This is a genomic window from Vibrio rotiferianus (assembly GCF_002214395.1).
Taxonomy (GTDB): Bacteria; Pseudomonadota; Gammaproteobacteria; order Enterobacterales; family Vibrionaceae; genus Vibrio; species Vibrio rotiferianus.
In genome coordinates this window covers 626,491-652,011 of record NZ_CP018311.1, presented here as the reverse complement: position 1 = coordinate 652,011, position 25,521 = coordinate 626,491, and the positions used below count along the sequence as shown (strand labels likewise).

The following is a 25,521-nucleotide window of genomic DNA, read 5'->3' as shown; positions in this document are numbered from 1 at the left end:
CCTTGATAATCAAGGCTTTTTGCTTTTAGAGTTGCTAATGAACTAACTTAAACTTGCTGAGCTGCGTATTCAGCTCCTGAGTATCTTTTTGATACCCCAAAACCACTTCGCTGAGTGTGTCAGCTTGTTGGCCTGTTGTTTTGGCTATCTCTGCTAATATGTCGACATCTTTGTCGACAGCTTCGCAGGCTTTAGACTGCTCTACTGTAGAGTGGGCGATAGTGTTGATGTGATTATTGACATTTTCAATGCTGGTTTCTAACAATGACACGCTATTGTCAACGCGCTTAACTGCCTCAAAAGTAATATCACTGGCATTTTTACTTTTGGCCATGTTTTCCACAGAAAATCGCGTTTTTTCAGTGATCTGATCTAATAACTTGCTGATATTTTCTGTTGCTTCTTGGCTACGTTGAGCTAAGTCTCGAACCTCAGAAGAGACAACGGCAAAACCTCTACCATGATCTCCTGCCCTCGCGGCTTCAATTGCTGCATTGAGCGCTAACAAATTTGTCTGCTCTGAAATACCATTAATCGCTTCAACAATTTGGCCAATGCTTTGTGTGTCGGATTCCAGCTCAGCCATACACTGTTCAGTCGCTTGGATTTGCTCAAGTAAGCTTTTTACGGAGACGAATGAACGCTCACTCTGCTGCTGACACTCTTGGACTTTATTATTCATTTCACTAGTGTCACTCAACGCTCTCTCCGTGGATTGAGCGATCTCAATACTTGACTGAGCAAGTTCTGTCATTGCAGTGGCGATATTGTCACATTTAGCAATGGTTGAACGGCTACTATTGTCTAGCTCCTGAGTTGAGTCGACAATACTATTCAAACGCTCGGTGTTGTGAGTATTTGTATCCGTTACATTGAACAATAAGTCTTTAATATTCTTAGTTAACTGGTTGATACTGTTCGCAATAGCAGATATTTCATCACGTCCATTGTGGGTGAGCTCAACAGTAAGATCATGTTGTTCAGTCATATGGCCGAGTTTCTGTTTCATGGAGCCAACTCGATATCTCAAACTACGTACTAGCGTCGATACTAGACCCAGCAGCAATATTGAGGTGATTAGGGTGACGCCAATAAGGACATTGCGGTTGAATACCGAGTCTTTTAGTAAAGCTTCAGCATGAGCTAACATGTCTGATTGCATGTCATTCCGGAGCTGATTCAATAATCCAATTCTCTGCGTTGCAGCAGGAAACCATTCGGTAGCCGAAGGCCCTTCTATTTGTCCGAGATTGTTTTCTTGTGCTAAAAAGCGCAGTTGAGTTTCTTCTACGTTTTTCCACGCCGAATCCTGTTGTATCTGCCTTAGTTGTTGTTGGTATATCGGTAACATCGCAATATGAGCCATTCGCAGGGCGTAGTTCCCTGATTGGATGTAACTTTTGACCCTTGAGAACAGAACTGGGGTGGCGGTTTTGCTCGCAAAGACACCATTAAGTGCTCCGCGTACTTGTCCAGCGCGCTCCTTCATTGTGACTACCGCAACAAGAGAGTCTCCTATTTGGGTGAGTTCGTTACTCTGTGTTTCTGCGATCACTATCTTAATGTTGTCGATGATGAGCTGATTGAGGTTGGAATAGTAATTAAAAGGCGAAATATGAGGGGCCAGTTTGTCTACCCCCTCCCTTACTTTATTCAGTTTTGAGAGTTGTTGCTTCACATCTTGTGCAAGCGATGTGGTGAGATTGCTATTTAGCGTGTCTGTTTCAGACTGCGACAGAGCTAAGATGGCACTGTCTACCTTTACTCTTTGCTGACGCAGTTTGTTGATAATCTCTGGGTTTCCTTTGCTGCCCAGCACACCTGCGGTTAGCCCTCTTTCTACTGCCAAATTATGCGCCAAATTATCGTAATTTGTGGCCAGATTAACGAGTTGTGTATCCCTTATTGCGATTTGGGCTCGTTGTTCTAATTCCAAGACATTTTGCGTAGACAATATGATTGCAATAACCAGAGGAACTCCGGCTGCTATGCATACGACGATATATAATGGAAATCGACGAAGTAAACTTGTCATTTTGCCTCCAGCTTGTCTTTGATCATGTTGATATGAAGTTACTTTTTCTCTATTAATCAAAGTATAGGAGAGCCATTATGGGAACTGTTGACTATTCGCGATGACATCCGTTCTTTTTGTTGATGAAGTGATAAATATCAACAATTCGAGTGGCAGAATCTGATTTTATTTGCAATATGCAAATGCATTTTGCGAAATGTTTGTTCAAATACTCATCAATATGCACTAAGAACAAGGAAAATAAGCTAATATAAAGTTGGCACGCATCATGCTTTATACAGAGTGACCCTTATTAAGCCGAGGGTCACCTAGCCAACTGACGTTGTTAGTGAATACACATTGTTCACAAGTATATACCGCCAATCACACCATTGTGATTGGCGTTTTTTCTTTCTAGAGGTCAATAAGTTGTGCTTCTTCTCCAGATTCACCTGATTCTCCACATTTGCTGTAACAACTTGGTTGTCGTGGACACACTGCTCCTCTTGAACAAATCAATCTTGCTTGGGTTTGAATTCCCCTTTCTATCCAATTTATGTTGAGAATCTTGGCTATCGTTGTGAGATCTTTCTTGATGTGCTGTGGAATCACGGTACTGCCACCGGAAGATACACACAGTGATTTCAGCTCTTCCGCTATCGCTATAGCATCACCGCCTTGCGCTGAGATGGCAGGGTTAAGATCAATACCAGCACAGAGTACACGGTTGTTACCTGCGGGATCGAAGACGTTGACAGACTCACAGCAGTAGATTCTTGGTTCATCTCCTACGTTTAGGATGGAAATTTGAGCTGAGCTCGTATCTAGTGGTTGTGATAAGCGGCGGAATACCGCCCAGTGCTGACAAGGATCGTTCACTTTACGCATGTTGCCCCATGGGAGTGGGATACCATTACCTCGATATACGGCTTTGAGTTTACCTGGACCATAGGCATCAAAGTAATGCCAGTGCGGATAAGGAGACACTACCGTCATACGGCGCATGGCTACCGAAGGTGATACCCCTGCTTTTTTGTGCACATCGATTTCATAGCCAGAGCGGTCTAGCAATTGGCGAAACGGAACTTTCGGACACAATAAGGCACCGGCAAAGAAACTCGACTCAAAGTCACGCCACGCTTGTAGAATATCTTGTGAGTTGAGCTCAGAATTAGAGACCTGTGCGCCACTTTGCTCCCAGTTGTTCTGGTGACCTATAGACAACACGTTACTCATGCCATCACTGCTGTGCAGGACTCGATGGCCGATATACACGGCTAAATCGTACTTCAAACGAGTAGGGTAGTCGCGCATACGTTTGTTTAAATAGATGGTTCCAGGTGCTTCCATAAAGGAAGTAATCAACTGCTTCGCACTCACACCGAGTTCGTCGATTACATCTTGTGGAGAGCGATCTATCCAACGAATATCTAGCCCCATCGATTTAGCAATATCGATTAAATCCTCTACCGACAGGTTTAAACGCTTCAAACCAACTTCTTCGGCAGCTCGTTCTAGGTCGGGGAAGTGGTTTTGGTGATTTTCTTGGTGCGCCCGAATTAAGAGATGCGCGAACTGACGCCCGGTGATACCAGTCTGTGAGAGCATTTCAGGTATCGCGATTTGTAGGATTTCATTAGAGAATAAGAAGCTTGGCTCTAAAGCCATACCACTGATGCCTCCTCGATTCCCCTTGTTTGGTGTAATGGCTTCGAGTTCAGGCTCATCATCCAGAAACCAAGTAGGTTGTTTTTGGAAAACTTCAGCAATAACTTCCAACATATCAATACTTGGAACGCGTTTTCCCCGCTCAATCATAGATAAGTAAGATACAGAAGGAGCATACTCTGGATTAATTCGTACGCAGCGCGCGGACAAATCCTCCATCGTTAAATGGTTGTTTTTCCTTAGGTTGCGAATTTTCGTCCCTAAGAAGTGAGATTGGCGTATAAGACTTTTTGATACAGACATTTTGTAAAATTCACATTGTAAAATTTTTGTTGTGAAATTGTAGTCAATAATTCGCTAGTCTACATAATGAGCAGGCAAGGAAATTAACCATCTACTTCACAGAATTGTCTGAAACTTAAACAAAGGTTTTAAGTTTTTACTCTAGGAAGAGTGTTTAAGTGCGAGGAAACGACGATGAATATGCTAAATTTCGATAAAAATGACATCCAACAACAAGAACGCCCATTTATCGCTGAAGCAGTATTTGCCGTCGAGGCGGTATGTGCTGAGCAGCAGAGCGAGAAACAAGTTAAGGCGAAGCAGCTACTAGACCGCATGTTCCCATTAGAGAGCGGTTCACATCAAGATGTATCAAGCTACGTTATCGACTACCGCCATGTTATGGCTTACTTCAAAGACGGAACGCACAGTGGTTTGAAAAGCCCAAAACATTTCGTGGCATATACAGGTGAAAAAGAAGATCCAAAATCAATTCTATTTAAAGACGAATCTGGCAGTCACGCTGAAGTGATGTTTGGTTGTCACAAGGGTACTGGCTGTGTGGAGTTGATGGATATTGATGATATCCAACTGGAAACGAGAACAACTTTTAGCCCAGAACTTACTGGTAATGCTCCAACAGCAATGCGTCATTGGATCAGCCTAATCAAAGGCGACAAGAAAGGTAAACCAATGGCATGCAGTGAAGACAAAGAGTACACCGCGAAAAACGGCGATGATTACTTCCTAAGCTACTGCTACAGCATTGATTAAATCATCGATAGCTTAGCCGACTAACTAAGCAACCCAAGAAAAGCAAAACCCCAAGCACGCGCTTGGGGTTTTTAGTTCTGTTGAACAAAGCGTTTTTATTTTAGCTCAGTTTTACAACGGCATCACTCGGTTTCTACCTAACTGCTTGGCTTCGTAAAGTTGCTTGTCCGCACGTTCGACTAACGCTTCCGCACTATCACCTACACGGTACTCTGCCACACCAAAAGATGCAGTGATACTTTCGATCTGTTGCCCTGAACGCTTATCTTTAACTCGAAGTTTTTCTATGACGCGTCGCAATGTATCGGCATATTGGCGTGCAATTCGTAAAGACTTGTTCGGTACGATCAATGCGAACTCTTCACCGCCAAATCGATAAGCACTAATGCCTTCTCGGCAACTTTGCTGGAGCTTTTTGGAAATGGCTTTGATAACGGTGTCACCAAATAAATGGCCATAGTTATCGTTGAAAGTTTTGAAGTGATCGATGTCCAGCATAATCAAGCTCAGTGCTTGATTGCTACTAGTAAGCATACTTAAATCGTTATCAAACGCACGGCGATTGTACAACTGACTCAGTCCATCAAACAGTGCGTCTTTTTGCACCTCTGACAGTTGTTGCTTCAAGCGTGAGATTTCTTCGCTTGCATTGCTAAGCTGGTTGTTCAAAAAACGGGTGGAATGACGAATTTCTCTTGATTCTGAAACTAACTGACGAATTACACCCATGACTTCTTCAATGCTCAAACCGTCATCTTCCACTTTTTCCAGGCGGCCAAAGCTTTTATCCACCATATCGGAGAAAGAAGAAGTGTCGGTCAACGTATCCGTCATAGAGCTGGCAACCTCACCAAGCAGAACCTCAACATTTGTTTTTAGCTCTTCTAAACTGGTTTCAGACTTACTGGCTACATAACTGTTGTATAACTGTTTGTTGGTTGCTGGTGGGCAAACTTCGTAGTTTTCAAGCACCATATCCAACTCCTGGTTTAACTCAGGAATGGTTTTGTCCACGTAGGTATACCAAAGCGCATAGTTAGCTGGAGTGGCAGCTACGTGGTTTTTTATCATCAATGGGACTGCTTTTTTTAAGTTTGCAGTCGATTTTTTAAATTCGTCACTCATTGTCGCGAAAGCACTAGCAAACTGTATTGCGCATAGGTTAGCGAATTTTGGTTAATATCGCTTTAATTTTTGTCATTTTTAGTCCAAAAATTAAAAAAAACTTGGCTCACTATCAAATAGTTTGCTGAATGATGTCAGGTAAACCATATGCAATTACTATTTCAGTACACCTAGACAAGAGCTTCCTATTGCCATGTTCTGACACAGTGATCGATCTCAGGTTCTACTCGTAACGTGTTGAGAGAGTTTAATTAAATCTGAGATAGAATCATGAGTATTGGCTTATATTGGTTTACCAACGACTTGAGAGTGCACGACAACCCAAACTTAACTAAAGCTACTTCGGAAGTTGATCTTCTTGTCTGCCTTTATTGCTACCCCAAGATATCTTCTTATTTAGCTCAATATGCGCAAGTGTCTCAGTTTGGTGTTGCGAAACAACAGTTTCTGGATGAGTCATTATTTTGCCTCAACTCATCTTTAAATACATTGAACCAGCGATTATTGGTGGTTATTTTGCATCCTTATCATGCGATAAAGCATGCTATTGAAAACTTCGGTGTCACACGTCTTTATGTCAGTGCTATTTCGGGTTGCGATGAACAAGCCGTGCTTGCGAAGTTACAAGTTGAATACCCACATATTTCTGTTGTCCAACAAGAGGCGCAAAGTCTTTTTTGTGCTGGGCAGTTGCCATTTAAAACAGACGATTTACCAGATACTTTTACGAAGTTTCGCAAACAAGTTGAAGTGCTCCTTATTTCAGAACCAGTCGAAAAAGTCTCTGCACTCCCACCTGCGCCGGAAACTCTCCCGATATCAACACTGAATCTAACTCGCGACTTGAAGCCAGCGTTGTTTTCAGGGGGAGAGCAAGATGGGCTTGAACACTGTCGCCAGTACTTTTCCTCGACATTAGCCAGTGAATATAAGCAGACGCGCAATGGCTTAGATGGTATGGATTACTCGACTAAGTTCTCCCCTTGGTTAGCCCACGGGTGTCTGTCGCCGAAAACTATTTGTGGCATGTTGAAACGTTATGAAGCGGAGAATGGCGCAAATGATTCAACCTATTGGATTTACTTCGAGCTTTTATGGCGTGAGTACTTTTATTGGTATGCCCGTCGATACAATCGACAGCTCTTCCGATTCGGTGGCATCCAAAATCAAGCACCTCTCACCAGCTTTTACGCGCATCGTTTTCAGCAATGGAAAAAGGGAGAAACCCCGTTTCCCATTGTGAACGCTTGCATGCACCAACTTAACGAAACGGGCTATATGTCTAATCGTGGCAGACAGTTGGTCGCCAGTTGTTTGGTGCATGAGCTAGGGCTCGATTGGCGCTATGGCGCAGCATATTTTGAAACACAACTGATTGACTACGATGTGGCTTCGAATTGGGGAAATTGGCAATACCTCGCTGGCGTTGGTGCCGACCCTCGTGGTTCAAGGCAATTCAACCTCGAAAAGCAAACCGAAATGTACGATCCGCACATGGAGTTCATCGATAGGTGGCAAGGTCGTCGTGCTGGCGCGTGTTCGGATAGCGTAGATATGGTCGATTGGCCGATCATGATGGGGCGTGATGAAAAGACTTCATCCTAGGAGAAGCCGCAATGCAATTTGAAACAATACGATTGATCTTGGGCGATCAACTCAACAGCGAGCATTCTTGGTTTCAACAGCCAGACGACCGTGTTCTTTACGTGATTGCGGAGCTCAAACAAGAGAGTACCTACGTAACGCACCATATTCAGAAAGTGTGTGCGTTCTTTTCTGCAATGGAAAATTTTGCGAAAGAGCGTCAGAGTGAAGGCCATCAAGTTTTGCATCTCACGTTGGATGACACACAATCCTTCGACGATCTGGAGCAAGTCTTAAATCACTACGTGAGCGAAGTTGGTGCAAGTAAGTTTGAATATCAACGCCCCGATGAATATCGCCTGTTAGAGCAGTTAGCTAAACTAAAGCTTGATGGGGTCGTGGCGCGATGTGTTGATTCGGAACACTTTTTGTTGCCGTTTGAGGAAATAGAATCGCAGTTTCCTCAAGGCAAACACATCATGATGGAGCACTTTTATCGCCGCATGCGCAAGCGCTTCGACATCTTGATGCAAGACGGCAAACCTGTTGGCGGGAAATGGAATTACGATGCCAATAACCGTAATAAGCTCAAGGCCCAAGACATTGAGCAACTGCCACAACCTCTGATGTTCAGCACCGATGTGCGCGATATTACTGAGCGGTTGGCACGACACAACATCAAAACCATCGGAAATCTTGGGGGTGACTTGCTGTGGCCGATTAATCGCGCGCAAAGCCTGTCTTTACTCGCGCATTTTTGCCAAGTCTGTTTGCCATTGTTTGGACGTTTTCAAGACGCCATGACAGGTCAGCACGATGCTAAGTGGAGCTTATACCACAGCCGAATTTCGTTCTCGCTGAACAGCAAGATGCTGCATCCGAAAGAGGTGATTGATGCCTCTCTTAAGGCGTTTCACTCTAACGCGGACATCGACATTTCTCAGGTTGAGGGATTTATTCGCCAAATCTTAGGTTGGCGAGAGTACATCCGTGGCGTCTATTGGGCGAACATGCCTCATTACCCGAAAAAGAACGAGTTGGGCGCAGAAAGAAAGCTGCCAGACTTCTTTTGGAATGGCGAAACCAAAATGGCCTGTATGCGCAATGCGATTGGTCAGTCTCTCGATTACGCCTACGCACACCACATCCAACGTTTGATGGTGACTGGTAATTTTTGCTTGTTAACCGAGATAGATCCAGACCAAGTGGATGAGTGGTATCTCGGTATCTATGTTGATGCAATTGAATGGGTCGAAATGCCGAACACTCGTGGCATGGCGTTGTTTGCGGATGGCGGCATTGTTGGCACCAAGCCTTACGCGGCAAGTGGCTCTTACATCAACAAGATGAGCGATTACTGTAAGGGTTGCCATTACGACAATAAATCTCGCAGTGGCGAAGGCTCGTGTCCGTTTAACAGCTTGTATTGGCGTTTTATGAACAAGCACGACAAGCGTCTCGCAACCAATCCACGAATCGGGATGATTTTCCGCTCTTGGGACAACATGGAAGAACAGCAACGCCAAGCGATACTTGATACCGCAGAGCATTACATAGAAAACGTGGAGAAGTTGTGATGGAAATACTCATCGTCGGTGGCAATGGTGGAATTGGTTTGGCGATGGTTCAAGAAGCCGCCGCTCGCTTCCCTCAAGCCAGAGTGCATGCTACCTATCGTAACCAGAGACCTGATTGGCAACACCCTCATCTGACTTGGTATCAGGCGGATGTGTCGCATGATGAGCAGGTGAAAGCGCTTAGCGAGCAGATTGAACATGTCGATTGGTTGGTCAACTGTGTTGGTATGTTGCACACCCACGCGAAAGGCCCTGAGAAGAATCTTAGCTCGCTCGACGCAGACTTTTTTCAGCAAACCATCATGGTTAATACTTTGCCAAGTTTGCTGTTGGCGAAATACTTCACGCCCAAGCTAAAACGCAGTACCGAACCTAAGTTTGCGACCATTTCGGCCAAAGTTGGCAGCATTAGCGATAATCAGTTAGGTGGTTGGTACAGCTATCGTGCATCGAAAGCCGGATTAAACATGTTCCTTAAAACCATGTCGATCGAATGGCAAAGAATGGTCAAACATGGCACGGTACTTTCACTTCACCCAGGCACCACAGACACCGCTTTGTCGGCACCTTTTCAAACCAATGTGCCAGAGGGAAAGTTGTTCACACCAGAGCGAGTCGCTAAGGATTTATTAGGCTTGATAGAAAAAGCGACCCCGCAAGATAGCGGGGCGTTTTGGGCTTATGATGGTACGTTGTTGCCTTGGTAAAAGCGTTATTACAAAAGCAAAGCAGCATGATGTTCAGAGAGGGTCGGAGTGCCCTACGTTTTCGTTGATTTGTTTCTTCGGCAACGCTCAGAACAATAAACGATTTCCTCCCAATTTCGCGCCCACTTCTTTCGCCAAGAAAATGGGCGCTGACAGACCGGACAGACTTTTATCGGAAGGTTGGATTTAAAACCTTTCATCGCTCTGAATGTTCACTCCTAATTTGGTTAAAACAGTGTCTAGTTACTTATCAAATAGGTAGAGGTAATCACCGTAGCCTAGGCTCGCCATTTGTTTGACTGGGACAAACTTCATCGCAGCGGAATTCATACAGTAACGTAAGCCGGTTGGCTTCGGACCGTCCTTGAAGACATGGCCGATGTGAGAGTCACCAAATTTACTGCGGATCTCGGTACGCGGATAAACCAGTTTGAAATCGGTTTTCTCTACGATGTAGCCTGGGTTGATCGGTCTAGTAAAGCTCGGCCAACCTGTGCCAGATTTATACTTATCCGTTGATGAGAACAAAGGCTCACCGGTGACAATATCAACGTAAATGCCTGCTTCCTTATTATCCCAATATTCATTGTTGAAAGGGCGCTCGGTGCCTTCTTCTTGGGTGACGTAGTATTGAAGTTCAGTCAGCTTCGCTTTTATCTCTTTGTCTGAAGGTTTTTCGTAGACCTTAACTTTTGTCATTAGGTCTTTTTCATTAATGAGCTCACGCAGTGACTTCGGGTTGTCTTTACGATCATCACCAAATACTTCGTCTAGGTATTTATCGCGACCAGACGCGTAGCGGTAATATTTATACTTCAGGCTACTCTTCTTGTAGTAATCCTGATGGTACGACTCCGCAGGGTAGAACTTTTCAAACTCGATCAGCTCTGTTTTCAAGGGTTTTGGGTAAATCATTGCCTTGTCGATCTCCATCATAAACTGCTCGGCAACCTGTTTTTGCTCGGCATTATGGTAAAAAATCGCAGGGCGGTATTGGGGACCACGGTCGACGAATGAGCCTTTGTCGTCAGTTGGGTCGATATGGCGGAAGAAGTAATCCAATACTTGCTCGTAGCTCACAACAGCAGGATCGTACTTCACCTCAATCACTTCAATATGACCAGACTTGCCAGAAGAGACTTGTCGGTAAGTTGGGTTTTCTAAATCACCACCCGAATAACCAGAAACCACGTCTAACACACCCGGTAATTGCTCTAAATCCGATTCGGTACACCAGAAACAACCACCTGCTAATGTTGCGATGTCAGCTTTTTCTGATGCGTTCATCTTATCCATGGTATCGGCAGTACCTGTTTTACTTAGCAAGATGAACAGTACAGGCAGTGTGAATGAGAATCCCACCAACAACTTAGATACTTTCTTCATAACTTCCTCAAACGTCATTTTCTCAATGAATCTTACGTAACAGGACAGACTGAAGAGCGAAAAAATTACAGTGAAGATGAAAATTTCTTTGCCCTTTTTTTCAAGCGGGCTACAGTAACGGCATAAAGTACACGCTCATCGGAAGACAATCATCGGTGAGGCAGAAGCATTAATGAGGGAAACCATGCAAGCAGAAGTAAAATGGGTCGAAGACTTTAAATTCCTGGGTCAGTCTCAATCTGGTCACTCAGTCGTGATGGATGGTAATGGCGGTGCAACAGCGCCAAGCCCGATGGAAATGGTTCTTATGGCCGCAGGTGGTTGTAGTTCTGTAGACGTTGTTGATGGTCTAAAAACGGCAGGCCAGAACGTGGCTTCTGTTAACGCGAAGCTAACCACTGAGCGCCGTGAAACCGCGCCACGTATCTTTACTCAAGTAAACATTCACTTTGAAGTTTCTGGTGATGCACTAGACCCAGAAATCGTGGCGAAAGTTGCGGCGGATTCTCTTGAGAAATACTGCTCAGTGTGCCTAATGCTAGGTGAAGGTGTTGAGATGACCCACAGCTGGGAAATCGTATAATCACTCACGTGAAAAATTGAAAAAATAGGAAAGAGAAAAGCCCGTGCTTTTCTCTTTTTTTATTCCCCTTTTACGCTAATCTGGCTTGGTCAAAAGTTGTAGGAATGATCCAGTGACCGAACTAGAAAAAATGATGTCTGGCCAAGTGTTTGATGGTGCAGATAAAGAAATCGATGCGATCCGCACTCACGCAACCCATGCGTTGATGGCATTTAATAACAATACCGATGAATCTCAACGCGACGCGTTGCAAAAGAATCTATTTGGTAAAGTTGGGCGAAGCATCATCCAAGCTCCGCTGCATTGTGAATTTGGTAAGACGATTGAAATTGGCGAAGAGACCTTCATCAATATGAATGTCGTGATGTTGGATGGCGCTAAAATCACCATTGGTAACCACGTTCTTATCGGCCCTAGCGTTCAGTTCTACACTGCTTCGCATTCTCTCGATTATCGCAGCCGACTCAAGTGGGAAACCTTTTGTAAGCCAATCACAGTTGAAGATAGCGTCTGGATTGGTGGCAATTCGGTCATCAACCAAGGCGTGACCATTGGTGCTCGCTCTGTGATTGCTGCTAACTCAGTGGTAAACAGCGATGTACCACCGGATTGTTTATATGGCGGTACGCCAGCTAAATTGATTCGTCACCTAAACGAGGACGAGTAAGCACACATACCCAAGGCGCTTATTCTCATAATCAATAAGCGCTTATTTACATATCATTCAAATTAATTTATTAATTTCATGTATTTATTTTTGCTGTCTATGAAATTCATAAGAAGAATGTTTGAAATTGAAAGTTGTAAGTGTTTGCTTAATTGTTGTTGCGGTGTTCGCGAGTGCTCGCCTCTATTTTGATGCCCAAAAGCTCGCGCTTTCGCAATGTCCCCAAGAAGAAAAAGTCGAGACTTGGGTTCAATTCGTATTTGACTACTCCATTCTCAGCGATTTCGATATAGAAGCATTGGAAGCACGAATCGAGGAAGACTTAGCCTTTTCAAATATTATTCTCTCAAACTCATGTATCCCCATGATTCGTAAGAGTGCTGGTTATGAATTTTTCGATGCTCACAACGCGAAGCCAGCGGACATGTTGTCCTCCCATTATGAACTTAATCTGCAACACCCCAGTTTGTTGGAACGTGCGTACCAAGAACCAAACTTCTATGTTGTGCTAGTCCTAAGTCAAGACAACAGTTACTTTGATTTTGAGTACAAAATCGCCGAAACGTGGGTCGATCTGTTTCCTAACTTTGTGGTTTCTGATGTACGAGCTGTTCCATTCGCCTTGGAGCATGAATTAGGGCATTTAGCGTGGGCACAACATGATTTAAAAACACTGTCATCTCAGCTTCAGAGTAGAACACTCAACTCCATGACGACGGAGGATAACCAATCACAGATCAAGCGTTATGCTCATGCTGCTTTGTGTGGTGATTCTGGAACCATCATGAGCTACTCAGAGAACCTCCTACCTGTGTATTCCAGCCCAAATATTACCTATCAAGGTCAAGTCTGTGGGGACGTTGAAACCGCTGACAATGCTCGACTATTAACTGAGTATGCGCGAACGCTGAGGAACAAGGTCAGTGCGAAGCTTTAGCGAGATAATTTTTAGAAAACAGAATCAATTTCAAGGAGCTTATTATGTCTAAAAAGACGGAAGTTGTTATGTGTCCTTCATGTGGTGTGGAAACGCATCATGTCGTGGTGTTAGTCAGAAAGAAAAGCGCTTTTGAGGGAGATAAGAATCGCAGTAAAAAGGAATTCATTACAGGCTTTCTAAAAAGTACCGTTTTTGGTGCTTTTCTCGCTTCCATGGATGATTTTTCTCGTCACTTGATTTGCGAGAACTGCGGTCATAAAACCATACAAGATTAACTCATGATCATGATGCAAGACGGTGAGCATAAGTGTGCGTTTTGATTCGCTGACTATTCAAACCAGACCTTTATCGAGTTAGTGTTTTTGCTCTCAAGGTCTTCAATCGTCTGTAACTTAGTTTGGAAGGGATAAGAGTCAACTGCTAAGTTGCTGCTATTATTGATAAATAAGTCAAGTTTGTCAGCAAGAGTAGGGAAGGTAAGTAACGTTAAATCCCTTCAAATTCCAAGATTTCATGAGATAGATAACGCTTAACCAACAGTCAGTAGTGCGTCTCATTATGATTAAATGTGATTTGTATCACATAAATTTGAAATTTATAAAAAAATATTTTCTGAATAGAAATTCACAAATATGCAGCCCATCTGTGCTGCTATTAAATTGTCATGCCCTTAATTATTCATTGTATGAATGTTTGATTAAATTTTATCGACATTTATGTGTGATTTTCTATTCAAACCACTCTGGCATCAATTCAATATATTAGAAGGTTCGAATTTGATCTTATTTCCATCTTTTGTTTTAAATGCGAAATTCATTATTAGCAACGGATGGTTTTGATGATGTCTTTAATTTGTATTTTCCAGTTATAAGGCTTAATAGCTAACCTACCTAAATGACATAACAAGGATTGTTATAACAGAATGATGTTCTCATAACTGAGATTTCTAAAGTGTCGTGTATTTTACCATCTCTGTTTTTTATAACTCAATATTATTCAAGTTGTTGATTGTTAGAGTTCTTTGTTTTTCTTTCTGGTGACAGTATCGATTGCTTTATATGGGCTATCCAATTTAAAAAGAATGATGGTTTTATTGTAATAGCAGTGATTTTTTACTCGATATAACTGTAAATAACGCGGATAGCTAAAATCAAATCTATCAAAAATAGAATAAGGATTTAACCATAAGAAAAATCTTATGGTTGATAGGTTTATTGGTCTAATTCTTATTTGGAATGCTATGCCAATAATCTGTTTGTCTTTAAGTTTATTCTAATGAACTTAATTTTCATGGAAGTTTTATAACATGCAGCACACAACTAAGTGGACGATGACCCCACTTGCTATGTTGTTAAGTACGCTATTTTCAATGCCGTCACTTGCAGAGGAAGCCAGCGTAGACGATAGCAGTGGGATTGAATCTACACAAAATGAAGGAGAATCGTCCTGCGTTGTTTGTAATCTGAGTGGGTCCGTTTACCTCTCTTACGATACAAACATCTATGACAAGGACGATCACCGTTCTGTCCGCAATTTCTCATGGGGTGGTAGTTTGGTCTATGCCTTATCTGACGATACCAAAGCTTACTTATCCGCTGGTGGCTATCGTGCACTTGAAGATGAAGTTGGTACTTACGCCACTGATACCGTTTTAGGGATGAGATATTCAAACCTATATGAATTTGGTGAGACGGGAAGTATTGGTGCTTCTGGTCAATTTACGATTCCAACTTCAGAATCTTCGCGGAAGGATGAACTACAAACCGCATTCCGTATAGCGATCCCGGTCTCTTTTTCTCTGTGGAGCGTCGACTTCTCTATCTCACCACGAGTTAAAAAGAACTTCCATAAATACAAAACGATGGGCGGGCGTTCGCTGACAGAGTGGACTTACTCACTGTTTTCGGTCGCTGAAAAGTCTTGGGACTCGTTTGCGCTAGGCATGACAGCTTTAGGTGGGAACACCATCAGTTATCAAGGAACTCGACGAAGCAGTTGGCACTATGAAGGTGCTCTATACGGAACCTACCAATTCGATGAAAACTGGTCACTACTGTTGGCAGCGTCTTCTACTGGCTTCTACCAAGATGCAGAACGAGGGACGCTTGGCAATATCGACTTGCTCGACCAAGAAAGAGCTTCGTACATCGCGACAGTGAATTACTCCTTCTAGGAAAATAAATAAAATTAAGGATATCAGAATAATGTTTAAGAAGTTGACACTGGTGTCAGCAATTACGGCAGCACTTGCAGGCTGTGGTGCAGACGATCAGGCTTATGATTATGTTGAAAGAGATGCAAAAGAGGTTGCGGTTAAAGACTTGAAGGACGGTCGATGGTTCTATGTGCCTACTACAGGTGCAGCGCCTCGGTTTGCGTTAAATCAGTTCCCTTTTCTTCAAGGTTCACCGCGCTATGTTGAGCTGTGTTTCACAAAAGAAGGCTTGGAAGTTCGCAGCTATGACAAAAACTACCCAGATGCTCATCTAACAAAAGATGAGAATAACTATTGTGGTGAAGAGAAATTCGTCGCAGATGATGATGATGTTAACTTTGCGCAGGTGTTAACCATTCCAGGTGACTTTGCTGCTTATCGTTGTCAGGAAGATTCTTACGGTGACTGTACTAACAAAGAAGAAACGAATGATGATGCTAGCTTAAACTACAAGCAGAAAACCCACTTTACGCCAAAGCCTGAAGATCTAGAGATTTCAGAGTTCAACATGGAAGATCTATACGGCGTTACCGATGGCATCTCTGAACAAGGTACACCAAGACTAATCTCATGGGATTTTGATCCTAAGAACGGTGTGCTCAACTTTGAGTTGGAGCGTACGTTCCGTATTGACCTGGATAAAATCTCCCAGTACATCAACTTTGCTACTAAAGCGAGCCTAGAGGAAGCACTGGTTGACGGAGCGTTTAAATCTCGCTTCTATTACTCGCTAGTTCATGAGAGTGAGGTTGCTACAGAGGGTTACCAACCTATCTTGTACCCTGTAGGTGATGAGAATGATATTGGCTTTTTCACTACGTCGACTAAGCAGTTAAATCCAGTAACCAACAAGTATGATCGTGATGTCGTTTACCTAAATCGATTCAACCCAGATCAAGACTCGATCAAGTACTATTTGACCGATAACTTTTTCGAAGAGAAAAACAAACTATTTTTGGATGCGACACTTCAATCAATAGACAAGATGAACAAAGCGCTGAATGTGTTTGGTGCTGACGCAGGAAAACCAGAAATAGAGATTGTTAATAAAACAAAACCTGAAGGGGTTCATCCTGGTGACTTACGCTACAACGTTATCAATCTGATTGATGAGCCTTTAGCAAATGGTTTGTTAGGTTATGGTCCTTCAGTTTCTAACCCGATGACGGGTGAAATCATTAAGGCGCACGTAAACCAATATGCTGGTGTTGCTCGAACTGGTGTACCTTTCTACTGGGATAACTTAGCGCGCTTCTATAACCGCAACCAACTTAATCTGGATGGCTTAGCTCCATTGCCAATTGAAGATCAAGGCGTAACAACTGAAGTAACAAAAAGAATTGAAGCTCTTTCGACCATGGCGGCGATGGCTAAGCTGAAAGCCAATGAAAATATCAATGTGCCTTTGGTATCTAAAGACGAAGTGGTAGCGGCATCTGCAACAACTAAGAACCCAACACAACTTCTGGAAAGCTTTGATGACAACATGGATTTTGAAGATGTTGTTAAGGCTGAGGATAATCGCTTATCCTTCTGGGCTGAAAACAATGTTTATCCAATTGAAGCGTCTTGGGTCTCTTCTACCAACAAGGCTATGTTGGATAACCTGAAGCTGGATGATGAACGCTACTTTGATATCAAACGCGACGATGCAGGTAACGAAGTTTCTCGTGATCTGAAACGATGGAAGTACCTGCCAAAAGATTTGCAAGTCGAAGCTGCCAATGCAATTACCGTAGCGACCTACAGTAACACGCTAGTGCATGAACTTGGGCACAACATGGGTTTGCGTCATAACTTCAAAGGGTCAAATGACAAGACGAATTACTACACGCTAGAGCAGGCGCATCAACTAGGCTTAAACAATATTCCGGCGTATAGCTCAACAATGGACTACGCGCCAAGCATGTTGGATGAAACACCAACATGGGGTCTATATGATATCGCGGCGTTTAAGTTTGCGTACGGTCGAAAGGTTGAGACTATTCAAGATTCTTCAGGTGCGGCTCCTGCACCAGTTGTAAAGCCTGCAGACAACGCAACAGATGAAGAGAAAGCTGCCTACAATCGCTACCTAGCTGACAAGCAAGCATACGAAGATAGCTTTGCTTACAAGTTTGGCAGTAATGCATCAAATGAATCTTTGATGGTGTGTTCGGAAGTGAAACAACTGTCGGGAGATCAGGCTGGCAAGTCGCTATATAACTGTGATTTTAGTCGCTTTGATACTGCTGCGCTTTCAGATAATGCAGTACAGAGTGAGAAAACTCGTTATGGCGTACTGTACTATCTAGATAAGGTTAATGAAATCGAACGTAAACCTTACGACTTCTGTACTGACGGTAACGTGTCATTAAACAGTGACTGTAACCGTTTTGATGAAGGTACGAATCTAGAAGAAATTGTCTCTTATGAATGGCAGAACTACATCGATAGCTATGACCGTCGCAATCTAGCGCTGTACGGAACAAATGGCCTTTATTCTGCAGATTATCCGAGCTACCTAGTTCGTCGCTATATGGAGATGAGCTCAATTCGTGACAAGATGGAAGATCTTGAGCGTATTGACAATCTGTACACCAACCTAGGTTATGCCGCTAACACGGATAAACCTGGTGATTTCTTACTACGTATAGCATCAAACCCACAATACTGTAGCGAAGGCAAAGCAGACAATTCATGGTTCTGTGACTATACATACGGTGCGAAAAAATCAGCAGCATTCTTCTTGGATGTATTACGCACTCCTGAACACCAGTGTGTGATTGAGAACGAAGCTGGCAGTCAAAAAGTTATTTCGTTTGGTCAATTGTTAGATAACAATTCGCACCTGATTCCAGCTGATTATGATCTGCAAAGCGCGTCTTGTTTTGATGAGTTATCTGCAAGATTTATTGCAGACGCAGAAGCTGGTTATGCAGCAGTAGCTGAAACGAAAAATGGTCGCTTCCTAAACTCAATTGGTAGTTTTGACCCTGATTACCCATGGTCAAACGCTGTCTCTGTATTGGGTAATTGGCCTGACAAAGCACTTGCGAGTTACTTCCTTGCTCGTCGCTTCTCAAACCGTTACACCGATGAGGTTAGCTTTGCATCATTGCTTGATATCCCAGGAGTACAAGCTGAGTACGAAGACATCATGAACAACATTGTAGCTGGTGATGCGTTGAATACTCCAATTGAATTGGTGGACAAAAATGGTAACGCATACACTCAACTGAATGGTGTTAAAGTCAATCTTCATCTTACCGAGCAGATGGAATCGTTACCGCCAATGCCAAGAGGTATTGCAGGCTTCTTAGGTATTGATAGCCGTAGTCGTGAGCGTATTGGAGACGTGATACTTAATATGGGTGTGCGTCAAATGCAATCTAATGACTACAAAGTGAAGTCTCGTGGTAAAGCTCAATTTGACACCTTTACCAAGCAGCAAGATCGCTACGGGATCATTGCTGGTGATAAAGTTGAATTTGTAATTGACGGGAAGAAGTTTGTTGCAACCAAAGCAAACAAACTGGCTTACGATTATGCGAACCAGTTAGTAACATCAGAAGGTTACGATCTAAAAACTTACCTTGATAACTATGATGCGAGTCAGTTGAGTAGTATTGCTACAAGCATTGATACTGCTTGGGGAACGTTCCGAACTGATATTAAGTCTGCTTATCATGATGCGGTGTTGCTTCTAGACGCCCCTATGGTCAATGCCATGAAAGCGACCATTGACAAGGATATTGCTGCTAATGTTGGTCAAATCAACGAATCATTCGCCAACTTTGTAGCGACGAATATGGCATCAGGTGATTTGGTGTACGATGAAGCCGCATCGACGATGAGCTTTAAAGGTGGTAAAGCGCACGATGAAGCTAAAGTTTATGCCGCGTATTCGGATGCGATGATCCTTATCTTCAACGACTACACAAGTAGCATGATGTTTGCGGTAGACAATGTTTACGCAGGCTACGCTAGCGCATCAGATTCAGATAAAGAGTTATGGATTAAAGACCTAACCCTTATTCAAGCTTACCTAAATGGCGACATCGGCTCGGTGGCAGGTGAGTACTACGAAAAATTAGATCGTTTGCCATCTGCGAGTGATTTTGAGTAATTTGAAAAAATGTAGCTAAATCGAAGGCCTGCGTCATAGCAGGCCTTTCTATTTGTCATGTGGTGCTTTTAGGCTTAAAACTTGAACGCCATGCGCAGATAATATCTTGCAGAAATGTCAGAATTTCACTACTCAAATGAATGCATAAGTTAAAGATGACCTAACAGCGTTGGAAGAAGGGAATGAAAACACCGCTAGATATTATGTTCGAGATGCTTCTTAGCCCGAGGGTTAACATTTTTGTCTGGATAAGTTTGTTGGTGATGGCCAGTTATGGGCATTTTAATCAGACTAACTGGTTCAAAAGTTATCTGGTTTACCTACAAATTTACTTCTTGATGCAAGCACCAGTTCTAGTTCCTCTGTTTATTGATGGTGTCGTAAAAAAGGTTTTGCCGTTTGTAAGGGGAGGCTCAGAAGCTTTACCTTGGCTACTCTTCATTACGTACCCAACAGGCATTATTGCGATGCTAGCCTGGAGCCTATACTTAGCAGTCAAAAAATAACGCTAACTTCAGTTCACGATGTTCACCCATTTCTCCGAGAGTAAATCAATCTATCAGTGAGCCCTAGAGAAAGGGCTCTTTTTATTCAAGAATGGAAGATCACTTGTTCCTCTTCGTTCATTACAAGTGTCGCTTTGTTTTGCTCTATAAGCTGAGCGGCATAAGAAGGCGTCACGGCTTGCATCTCGCCTTTTGCTTTTAGCGTCAGTGATTCCCACGCTTGGTCACGATATTTACCCGCTTGGGTATATTGAATCAGTACTTTCATAGCTTCACACTCCGGTGCGGTTAACGTGCTACTTAAGTTAGCGCTCTAGCGACGGTTACGCACCTGTTAAAAATGAAACATTAGATTAACTAAATATGATCGCGCTAAACGAGATCAAGTACCAACCCCTATTAGTAGCGATCCCAGTAAGGAGTATCGGTACCGAGCTTTTCGCTGATGAAGTCGATGAACACTCGTACTTTCAATGGCATGTGCTTACGCTCTGGAAACACCGCATAGATGGCATGCTCAGGGAGGGAGAACTCTTCCATCAAGGGTTTTAAGTTGCCTGCAGCAAAGTCTTTGGCGGCGATAAAAGTCGGTAACTGCGCGATGCCAGAGTCTCTTAGAAGCAGTTGGCGAATCGCTTCGCTGTTGTTGACCACAAAGTTGCCCTTCGGCAGCACCTTGTATTCGTTGCCACTGTTGATGAACATCCACTCGACACCGCCTCGGAAATACGAATAACGCAAACAGTTGTGCGTCACCAAGTCGCTTGGTTTAGTTGGTACGCCAAATTCTTCTAAGTATGTGGGAGAGGCGCACAGTACGCTTTTACACGGAGCAAGGCGCTTGGCTACAAGGTTAGAAGTCGCAAGTTCGCCAATGCGAATCCCTAAATCAAATCCTTGTTCGACCAAATCCACCATGGCGTCTTCAAGTTGTAAATCGACTTCAATTTTCGGGTAACGTGCAAGAAATTCGCTGATAAGTGGTGCAACGTGCAACACGCCGAAAGACATCGGCGCCGTGATCTTGAGCCGACCTTGGGGTGAGCCTTGCAACTCAGAAACGGCATCCACACCTTGCTGAGCAAGGTTCACTGCTTGTGAAGCATACTCAAAGTATCGACGTCCTGCTTCGGTTAGGCTGAGCTTTCTTGTGGTGCGATTAAGCAAGCGAATGCCGAGGTCGTCTTCGAGTTGATTGATGCGTTTACTGATCGCCGATTTGGTGAGGTTTAACTGCTTGGCGGCAAGGGAAAAGCTGCCGCACTCGACGACAGCGACAAATACTGGCAGTGACGCAATGGCATTCACGGTGTTCTCCTAGTTATATTGTTGAGAAAAACGATACAATCATTTTCCAATTATAGAGATTATCTTAAAGAAGAAAACAATTAGACTATGCGGCAGAAAACGACCTGGATATTGGAAAGAAGAAAATGAAATACGATTGGATCTTGTTTGACGCTGACGAAACCTTGTTTCACTTTGATGCCTTCAAAGGTTTGCAGCTGATGTTTTCTCGCAAAGGCGTAGACTTCACCGAGCAAGATTTTGCCCACTACCAAACGGTCAACAAGCCACTTTGGGTAGATTACCAAGATGGTAAAGTGACGGCAGATGAGCTCAAGCACAAACGTTTTACCGAGTGGGCAGAAAAGCTCAATACGACGACGGCGGATCTCAACACTGCATTCTTAGAAGCGATGGCAGACATTTGTACTTTGCTACCGGGTGCGAAAGAGTTGATGGAAGCGCTGCAAGGTAATGCAAAGATGGGCATTATCACCAATGGCTTTACCGAGCTGCAAGCGATTCGCTTAGAACGTACAGGTATGACGGATTACTTTGAGCACGTAGTGATCTCTGAGCAAGTTGGTATTGCCAAGCCGGATCTAGGCATCTTTGAGTACGCGATGACGCAAATGGGGAACCCATGTAAGATGCGTGTATTAATGGTGGGTGACAACCTACATTCTGATATCTTAGGTGGCAATAACTTTGGTATTGAAACGTGTTGGTTAAATACTACAGGCGCAAGTGTGGATGAGCGTATTGCGCCTAGCTACACGGTGGAATCATTGAACGAGCTTAAGAACATTCTTGTGGCTTAAGTGAACAAATAAACGAAAAAAGCGCTGATTTCTCAGCGCTTTTTGTTTTTATCGATGCTGTTTTGTATTCATCGTTCTTGCTTATTAGCTAGCGTTGTTTTCAGCTAATTCACGTTGTGCTTGTTGCTCTTTCTCACCAAGCTTGAAGTAAATCTTACCGACGATGACTTCCGAAATCAGGATGGTAAACACCACCGCAAAGAAGGCGACGACACCGTTCCAAGGACCACTAAAGTCAACCTTGTCACCAAACAGGATGTTAATCGCTTCTAGCATCACGAACTTCGAACCGACTAGGATAACGTACGTAGAAAGACCTCGGTAAATCTTAGGTGCTGTACCCGGCTTCGATTTAAAGTACTCTGCAATTTTGTGTTCCGCTTTGATAGACAGCTTCAAGAGCAACTGAAGCAGCAGTGCCGCAGCAAAAGAAATCGTAAACGAATCAATGGTTACGAAATCCCAATATTCGTCATAGAAGTTCAGTACCGTAAGGTCTACCAATACCGCCAAGGTATAGCCAACAAATAGACGTTGTGGAGTGTTGAAACCGTAGACTTTATCCGATGCGCTCATAAGAACCCTCAATCAATAGTGAACTAGTTTGCAAAGCCATGCTCTGCGTCGATGGGTTAACTATATGAGTTCCTCGAATTGAAAACTTGCCATTTCGCGCCATCGTAATCATTGCGATGAATGATTGTTTTGATGGGATATATTGAATTCCAATAAGCGCGTTGAATTTGAAAATCGTCTACAAACTGACACGCAAACAGCGTTAGAATGGCTTCTAATCCAATAACTAATTTCGAAGAATCAAGCAGTAAGGACTCTCATGGCAGACATCAAGCAGCTCGACAGCAAAGTGGTGTATCAAAACAAATGGATGACGGTACGTGAAGATAAAATCCAACGTCCTAGCGGAGCCGAAGGTATTTACGGTGTGGTCGACAAGCCAGACTGTGCAGCGATTCTGGCGATCGATAACGGCGTGATTCACTTAGTACAGCAGTTTCGTTACACCGTAGGGCAACGTTGTTGGGAGATCCCACAAGGGGCATGGGAATCAAATCCAGATACGGATCATCTTGAGTTAGCAAGAGGTGAGCTTCGAGAAGAGACGGGTATGCAAGCCAATAAGATGGAGTACGTCGGTGCGCAGTTCATCGCTTACGGATTCTTAAACCAGACTTGCCATGTTTATTTCGCTAGTGAGCTGTCTGAAGTGGGTAATCAGCTAGACAGTGAAGAAGAAGACTTGATCACGCGCTCATTCTCAGTTGAAGCGTTCGAGCAAATGATGATCGACGGTGAGATTAAAGACTGTGTGACCATCGCAGCATATGGGTTAGCTAAACTAAAAGGTTTAGTGTAAGAAGGAGCCGCCTGCTGAATACACCCTTATCTTAAATGCTGCTGACTTAGGTTCTGCTTTGATAAAGCTACCAAATCATCATTGCAAGGTTAATGAAAAGGGACGGTAAACCTGCGATAAAAAAGATAAATCCAAGCTGATAGTTTTTGTTTAAATCTGTCTCCAAATGCTGTCGAGCTACCATTGAATGCACTTTATCAGTGAACTCATCATCGAATTCCGAATGGCGGGAGTACATGCCTCCTTCCCAAGTAAACTTCGCTAGTGTCCAAATAACTACAAGGACGAAGAATAGAAAATCACTTAAATGGGTGGATTGAAATTGAGGTATGTAGTGAGATAGCGCAAAAACCACTGCAGCAGCGATGATATTAATTAGCGCCACAATTTGTAATAACCTTAACACGCAGGCTCCTTGTTCTTCTTATCTTTGTTAAACAACGCATTGGCACAATCTATAGACAATATCGCATTGCATTTTAGTTCATTGCGTTTGTTACGCTTGTTGTGAATGTTGGGGAGCCTCTCTAATAAGAGAGGCTCCAATTAAGTAGTTTAGAACGGGTGATTAGATAACTGATTGCTGTGTTCTAGCATTTGTTCTGCTACGTAACGATGTGTCGCCGTGGTTGGGTGAGTCACATCCCAGAACACAAACTTGTCTGAGCCAGAAGAGGCACACTCCGAGCGCAATGCATGATGATATAAGTAATCTGCTGATGAAGATCGGTTGATGTCTTGGCAAGCTTGGCTTGCATTCACAAAGCCATGTTGCTCTGGATTTGCGGTCAGGCTTTCAAACAGCGCGTGCGTATCGTACAAGGTAATGTTGTAACCTTGCGCCGTATAGTATGCCGCTTGTGCTTTAATGAACTCGTTCATTTCTACGATCTTTGCACGGATCTTGTCGATTTCTTCTTGAGTCGAGTACGTAAATTGTGGTGCACGAGTGGCGTCTGGCAGTGTCATCAACAATAAGTTCTTCGCACCAGCATCGGTCAGTTTGATTAAGGCTTCAGCGTAGTCTGATTTCACTTCTGGAACGCTACGGTTGTAGTTCATAAAGTCATTCAAACCAAATTCAAGCGTAAACAAGGTATTGGCTGGCTTGTAGTTTTTTGCCAGTTTTGCATACGCCAAATAAGAGGAAACCTGTTCACCGACCCCTGTCAGTGCGATGTATTGGTTTTCACCGGCAGCACCACCAACCGCCCAGTTGTATAGCGGTAAGTTCTTCGCTTTAGCAATGTATTCCGTCCACACGAAACCGTTTGAGAAGTGCCCTAAGAACCAGCTATTCGGGTTTGGGAAGCGCCATTGTGAAGCATTAAAGATATTGCCTGTATCCGACAAACTGTCACCCAACGCAACCACTTTGTTGATTTGATCTGGTTGCATTACAGGATCGTTGCTCCAGATAGTGTGGTTGTATGAGAACCGGTTATCTGCTGCAAAGAAGGTGATGTCAGCGTTTTCATTCGCGAGATCAAGGGTTTGTTCACAGCGTTGCTTGATGATGCTTTGCGGTGTGTCAGTGTAGAACATGTTCTTGAAAGAAACTGAACTCCACCAGTAGCCATCGATTGTAAAGTAACTGCCGTCTGGATTTTCTGCCCACTCCCAATCGGTCGCGGGCTCGTCAAGTGAATAACTTGTTCGGTACCAACAACGAACATAAGTATACGTTTGGTGGCCTTGAGCACTAGCAACTTGTGCAGCGGTGACCATTTCTGGAGACAAAGAAGGTTCTGCAGCATGGGCAGCAGCGAAAGGGAGTAATGCACTTAATAATGTGATTGTTTTTTTCATGATTGACTCTTCTGTAATGATTATCGTCATGATTTAAGTGAGAATATATCTCATCTACTACCCCATTTTGAGTAAAAGAACTAATTAGTCAAA

General features: G+C 43.5%; 23 protein-coding genes. 13 read left to right on the top strand and 10 right to left on the bottom strand.

Translation table 11 applies throughout. From position 1 onward, the window contains the following. Positions 1–34: 34 nt before the first annotated feature. Both BSZ04_RS03130 and BSZ04_RS03125 read right to left on the bottom strand, forming a co-directional pair. Positions 35–2,035, bottom strand: coding sequence for a methyl-accepting chemotaxis protein (locus BSZ04_RS03130; RefSeq protein WP_088879507.1), 2,001 nt, complete (start codon positions 2,033–2,035; stop codon positions 35–37). A 393-nt stretch (positions 2,036–2,428) separates the two neighbouring features. Next, positions 2,429–3,985, bottom strand: a complete 1,557-nt coding sequence (locus BSZ04_RS03125) for a DUF3612 domain-containing protein (RefSeq protein ID WP_081641228.1) — start codon at positions 3,983–3,985, stop codon at positions 2,429–2,431. Positions 3,986–4,159: 174 nt separating this feature from the next. Between BSZ04_RS03125 and BSZ04_RS03120 the strand changes: the two genes are divergently transcribed. Further along, a complete protein-coding gene (locus BSZ04_RS03120) occupies positions 4,160–4,738 on the top strand; it encodes an aldolase/citrate lyase/malate synthase family protein (protein ID WP_010450715.1) in 579 nt (192 codons plus the stop codon). 111 nt (positions 4,739–4,849) lie between these two features. Here the strand turns inward: BSZ04_RS03120 and gefA are convergent, their stop codons facing one another. Then, positions 4,850–5,863 carry a diguanylate cyclase GefA gene (gene gefA / locus BSZ04_RS03115; RefSeq protein WP_038886262.1) on the bottom strand — a complete coding sequence of 338 codons (1,014 nt, stop codon included), beginning with the start codon at positions 5,861–5,863 and terminating at the stop codon, positions 4,850–4,852. Between the two features lie 270 nt (positions 5,864–6,133). Here gefA and BSZ04_RS03110 point away from each other — a divergent pair, with 270 nt between their 5' ends. The 3 genes from BSZ04_RS03110 to BSZ04_RS03100 are packed head-to-tail and all read left to right on the top strand — an operon-like array spanning position 6,134 to position 9,731. Continuing rightward, on the top strand, positions 6,134–7,468 hold the full coding sequence (locus tag BSZ04_RS03110; protein ID WP_088879506.1) for a DASH family cryptochrome: 1,335 nt from the start codon (positions 6,134–6,136) through the stop codon (positions 7,466–7,468). Positions 7,469–7,479: 11 nt separating this feature from the next. Then, complete coding sequence (locus BSZ04_RS03105) at positions 7,480–9,024, top strand: cryptochrome/photolyase family protein (RefSeq protein ID WP_088879505.1); 1,545 nt, start codon at positions 7,480–7,482, stop codon at positions 9,022–9,024. Further along, positions 9,024–9,731, top strand: coding sequence for an SDR family oxidoreductase (locus tag BSZ04_RS03100; RefSeq protein WP_088879504.1), 708 nt, complete (start codon positions 9,024–9,026; stop codon positions 9,729–9,731). The genes BSZ04_RS03105 and BSZ04_RS03100 overlap by 1 nt, the downstream gene beginning before the upstream one ends. Positions 9,732–9,784: 53 nt before the next feature. Here BSZ04_RS03100 and BSZ04_RS03095 read toward each other — a convergent pair whose 3' ends face one another. Beyond that, complete coding sequence (locus BSZ04_RS03095; RefSeq protein WP_005530141.1) at positions 9,785–9,931, bottom strand: DUF2256 domain-containing protein; 147 nt, start codon at positions 9,929–9,931, stop codon at positions 9,785–9,787. Between the two features lie 43 nt (positions 9,932–9,974). Then, positions 9,975–11,117 carry a peptide-methionine (R)-S-oxide reductase MsrB gene (msrB, locus tag BSZ04_RS03090; RefSeq protein ID WP_088880230.1) on the bottom strand — a complete coding sequence of 381 codons (1,143 nt, stop codon included), beginning with the start codon at positions 11,115–11,117 and terminating at the stop codon, positions 9,975–9,977. Between the two features lie 184 nt (positions 11,118–11,301). On the opposite strand from msrB, the gene BSZ04_RS03085 reads away from it, so the two are divergent. The 7 genes from BSZ04_RS03085 to BSZ04_RS03055 all read left to right on the top strand — a co-directional run bounded on the left by BSZ04_RS03085 (position 11,302) and on the right by BSZ04_RS03055 (position 20,136). Then, positions 11,302–11,700, top strand: coding sequence for an OsmC family protein (locus tag BSZ04_RS03085; RefSeq protein ID WP_045390811.1), 399 nt, complete (start codon positions 11,302–11,304; stop codon positions 11,698–11,700). 112 nt (positions 11,701–11,812) lie between these two features. Then, the gene (locus BSZ04_RS03080; RefSeq protein ID WP_088879503.1) at positions 11,813–12,367 is read left to right on the top strand and encodes a sugar O-acetyltransferase; all 555 of its coding nucleotides are present in this window, start codon (positions 11,813–11,815) and stop codon (positions 12,365–12,367) included. Positions 12,368–12,488: 121 nt separating this feature from the next. Further along, positions 12,489–13,304 carry a hypothetical protein gene (locus BSZ04_RS03075; RefSeq protein ID WP_088879502.1) on the top strand — a complete coding sequence of 272 codons (816 nt, stop codon included), beginning with the start codon at positions 12,489–12,491 and terminating at the stop codon, positions 13,302–13,304. A gap of 44 nt (positions 13,305–13,348) precedes the next feature. Further along, on the top strand, positions 13,349–13,582 hold the full coding sequence (locus BSZ04_RS03070; protein WP_088879501.1) for a hypothetical protein: 234 nt from the start codon (positions 13,349–13,351) through the stop codon (positions 13,580–13,582). A gap of 1,031 nt (positions 13,583–14,613) precedes the next feature. Next, positions 14,614–15,480 carry a hypothetical protein gene (locus BSZ04_RS03065; protein ID WP_088879500.1) on the top strand — a complete coding sequence of 289 codons (867 nt, stop codon included), beginning with the start codon at positions 14,614–14,616 and terminating at the stop codon, positions 15,478–15,480. 31 nt (positions 15,481–15,511) lie between these two features. Continuing rightward, entirely contained in the window at positions 15,512–19,630 is a 4,119-nt protein-coding gene (locus BSZ04_RS03060; protein WP_088879499.1) for a M66 family metalloprotease, read from the top strand. A gap of 182 nt (positions 19,631–19,812) precedes the next feature. Further along, positions 19,813–20,136: a hypothetical protein gene (locus BSZ04_RS03055; RefSeq protein WP_088879498.1), complete on the top strand. Its 324-nt coding sequence runs from the start codon at positions 19,813–19,815 to the stop codon at positions 20,134–20,136. Positions 20,137–20,221: 85 nt separating this feature from the next. Here BSZ04_RS03055 and BSZ04_RS03050 read toward each other — a convergent pair whose 3' ends face one another. Next, positions 20,222–20,404: a hypothetical protein gene (locus BSZ04_RS03050; RefSeq protein ID WP_088879497.1), complete on the bottom strand. Its 183-nt coding sequence runs from the start codon at positions 20,402–20,404 to the stop codon at positions 20,222–20,224. A gap of 131 nt (positions 20,405–20,535) precedes the next feature. Next, positions 20,536–21,444, bottom strand: coding sequence for a LysR family transcriptional regulator (locus BSZ04_RS03045; RefSeq protein WP_038886279.1), 909 nt, complete (start codon positions 21,442–21,444; stop codon positions 20,536–20,538). A gap of 125 nt (positions 21,445–21,569) precedes the next feature. On the opposite strand from BSZ04_RS03045, the gene yjjG reads away from it, so the two are divergent. After that, on the top strand, positions 21,570–22,244 hold the full coding sequence (gene yjjG / locus BSZ04_RS03040; protein WP_088879496.1) for a pyrimidine 5'-nucleotidase: 675 nt from the start codon (positions 21,570–21,572) through the stop codon (positions 22,242–22,244). 84 nt (positions 22,245–22,328) lie between these two features. On the opposite strand, the gene BSZ04_RS03035 is transcribed toward yjjG, so the two are convergent. Next, on the bottom strand, positions 22,329–22,820 hold the full coding sequence (locus BSZ04_RS03035; RefSeq protein WP_071234110.1) for a hypothetical protein: 492 nt from the start codon (positions 22,818–22,820) through the stop codon (positions 22,329–22,331). 259 nt (positions 22,821–23,079) lie between these two features. On the opposite strand from BSZ04_RS03035, the gene BSZ04_RS03030 reads away from it, so the two are divergent. After that, positions 23,080–23,619, top strand: a complete 540-nt coding sequence (locus BSZ04_RS03030; RefSeq protein ID WP_088879495.1) for an NUDIX domain-containing protein — start codon at positions 23,080–23,082, stop codon at positions 23,617–23,619. A gap of 67 nt (positions 23,620–23,686) precedes the next feature. Here the strand turns inward: BSZ04_RS03030 and BSZ04_RS03025 are convergent, their stop codons facing one another. Both BSZ04_RS03025 and BSZ04_RS03020 read right to left on the bottom strand, forming a co-directional pair. After that, the gene (locus BSZ04_RS03025) at positions 23,687–24,025 is read right to left on the bottom strand and encodes a hypothetical protein (protein ID WP_088879494.1); all 339 of its coding nucleotides are present in this window, start codon (positions 24,023–24,025) and stop codon (positions 23,687–23,689) included. Between the two features lie 149 nt (positions 24,026–24,174). After that, on the bottom strand, positions 24,175–25,431 hold the full coding sequence (locus BSZ04_RS03020; protein WP_088880229.1) for an SGNH/GDSL hydrolase family protein: 1,257 nt from the start codon (positions 25,429–25,431) through the stop codon (positions 24,175–24,177). Between the last annotated feature and the right edge of the window lie 90 nt (positions 25,432–25,521).

Bases quoted from the DNA above. Each gene is read 5' to 3' on its own strand.
- msrB (WP_088880230.1), bottom strand. From the start codon at position 11,117: ATGAAGAAAGTATCTAAGTTGTTGGTGGGATTCTCATTCACACTGCCT.
- BSZ04_RS03065 (WP_088879500.1), top strand. From the start codon at position 14,614: ATGCAGCACACAACTAAGTGGACGATGACCCCACTTGCTATGTTGTTA.
- BSZ04_RS03055 (WP_088879498.1), top strand. From the start codon at position 19,813: ATGAAAACACCGCTAGATATTATGTTCGAGATGCTTCTTAGCCCGAGG.
- BSZ04_RS03105 (WP_088879505.1), top strand. From the start codon at position 7,480: ATGCAATTTGAAACAATACGATTGATCTTGGGCGATCAACTCAACAGC.
- BSZ04_RS03110 (WP_088879506.1), top strand. From the start codon at position 6,134: ATGAGTATTGGCTTATATTGGTTTACCAACGACTTGAGAGTGCACGAC.
- BSZ04_RS03035 (WP_071234110.1), bottom strand. From the start codon at position 22,820: ATGAGCGCATCGGATAAAGTCTACGGTTTCAACACTCCACAACGTCTA.
- BSZ04_RS03060 (WP_088879499.1), top strand. From the start codon at position 15,512: ATGTTTAAGAAGTTGACACTGGTGTCAGCAATTACGGCAGCACTTGCA.
- BSZ04_RS03085 (WP_045390811.1), top strand. From the start codon at position 11,302: ATGCAAGCAGAAGTAAAATGGGTCGAAGACTTTAAATTCCTGGGTCAG.
- gefA (WP_038886262.1), bottom strand. From the start codon at position 5,863: ATGAGTGACGAATTTAAAAAATCGACTGCAAACTTAAAAAAAGCAGTC.
- BSZ04_RS03030 (WP_088879495.1), top strand. From the start codon at position 23,080: ATGGCAGACATCAAGCAGCTCGACAGCAAAGTGGTGTATCAAAACAAA.
- BSZ04_RS03100 (WP_088879504.1), top strand. From the start codon at position 9,024: ATGGAAATACTCATCGTCGGTGGCAATGGTGGAATTGGTTTGGCGATG.
- BSZ04_RS03070 (WP_088879501.1), top strand. From the start codon at position 13,349: ATGTCTAAAAAGACGGAAGTTGTTATGTGTCCTTCATGTGGTGTGGAA.
- BSZ04_RS03050 (WP_088879497.1), bottom strand. From the start codon at position 20,404: ATGAAAGTACTGATTCAATATACCCAAGCGGGTAAATATCGTGACCAA.
- BSZ04_RS03130 (WP_088879507.1), bottom strand. From the start codon at position 2,035: ATGACAAGTTTACTTCGTCGATTTCCATTATATATCGTCGTATGCATA.
- BSZ04_RS03120 (WP_010450715.1), top strand. From the start codon at position 4,160: ATGAATATGCTAAATTTCGATAAAAATGACATCCAACAACAAGAACGC.
- BSZ04_RS03125 (WP_081641228.1), bottom strand. From the start codon at position 3,985: ATGTCTGTATCAAAAAGTCTTATACGCCAATCTCACTTCTTAGGGACG.
- yjjG (WP_088879496.1), top strand. From the start codon at position 21,570: ATGAAATACGATTGGATCTTGTTTGACGCTGACGAAACCTTGTTTCAC.
- BSZ04_RS03095 (WP_005530141.1), bottom strand. From the start codon at position 9,931: ATGAAAGGTTTTAAATCCAACCTTCCGATAAAAGTCTGTCCGGTCTGT.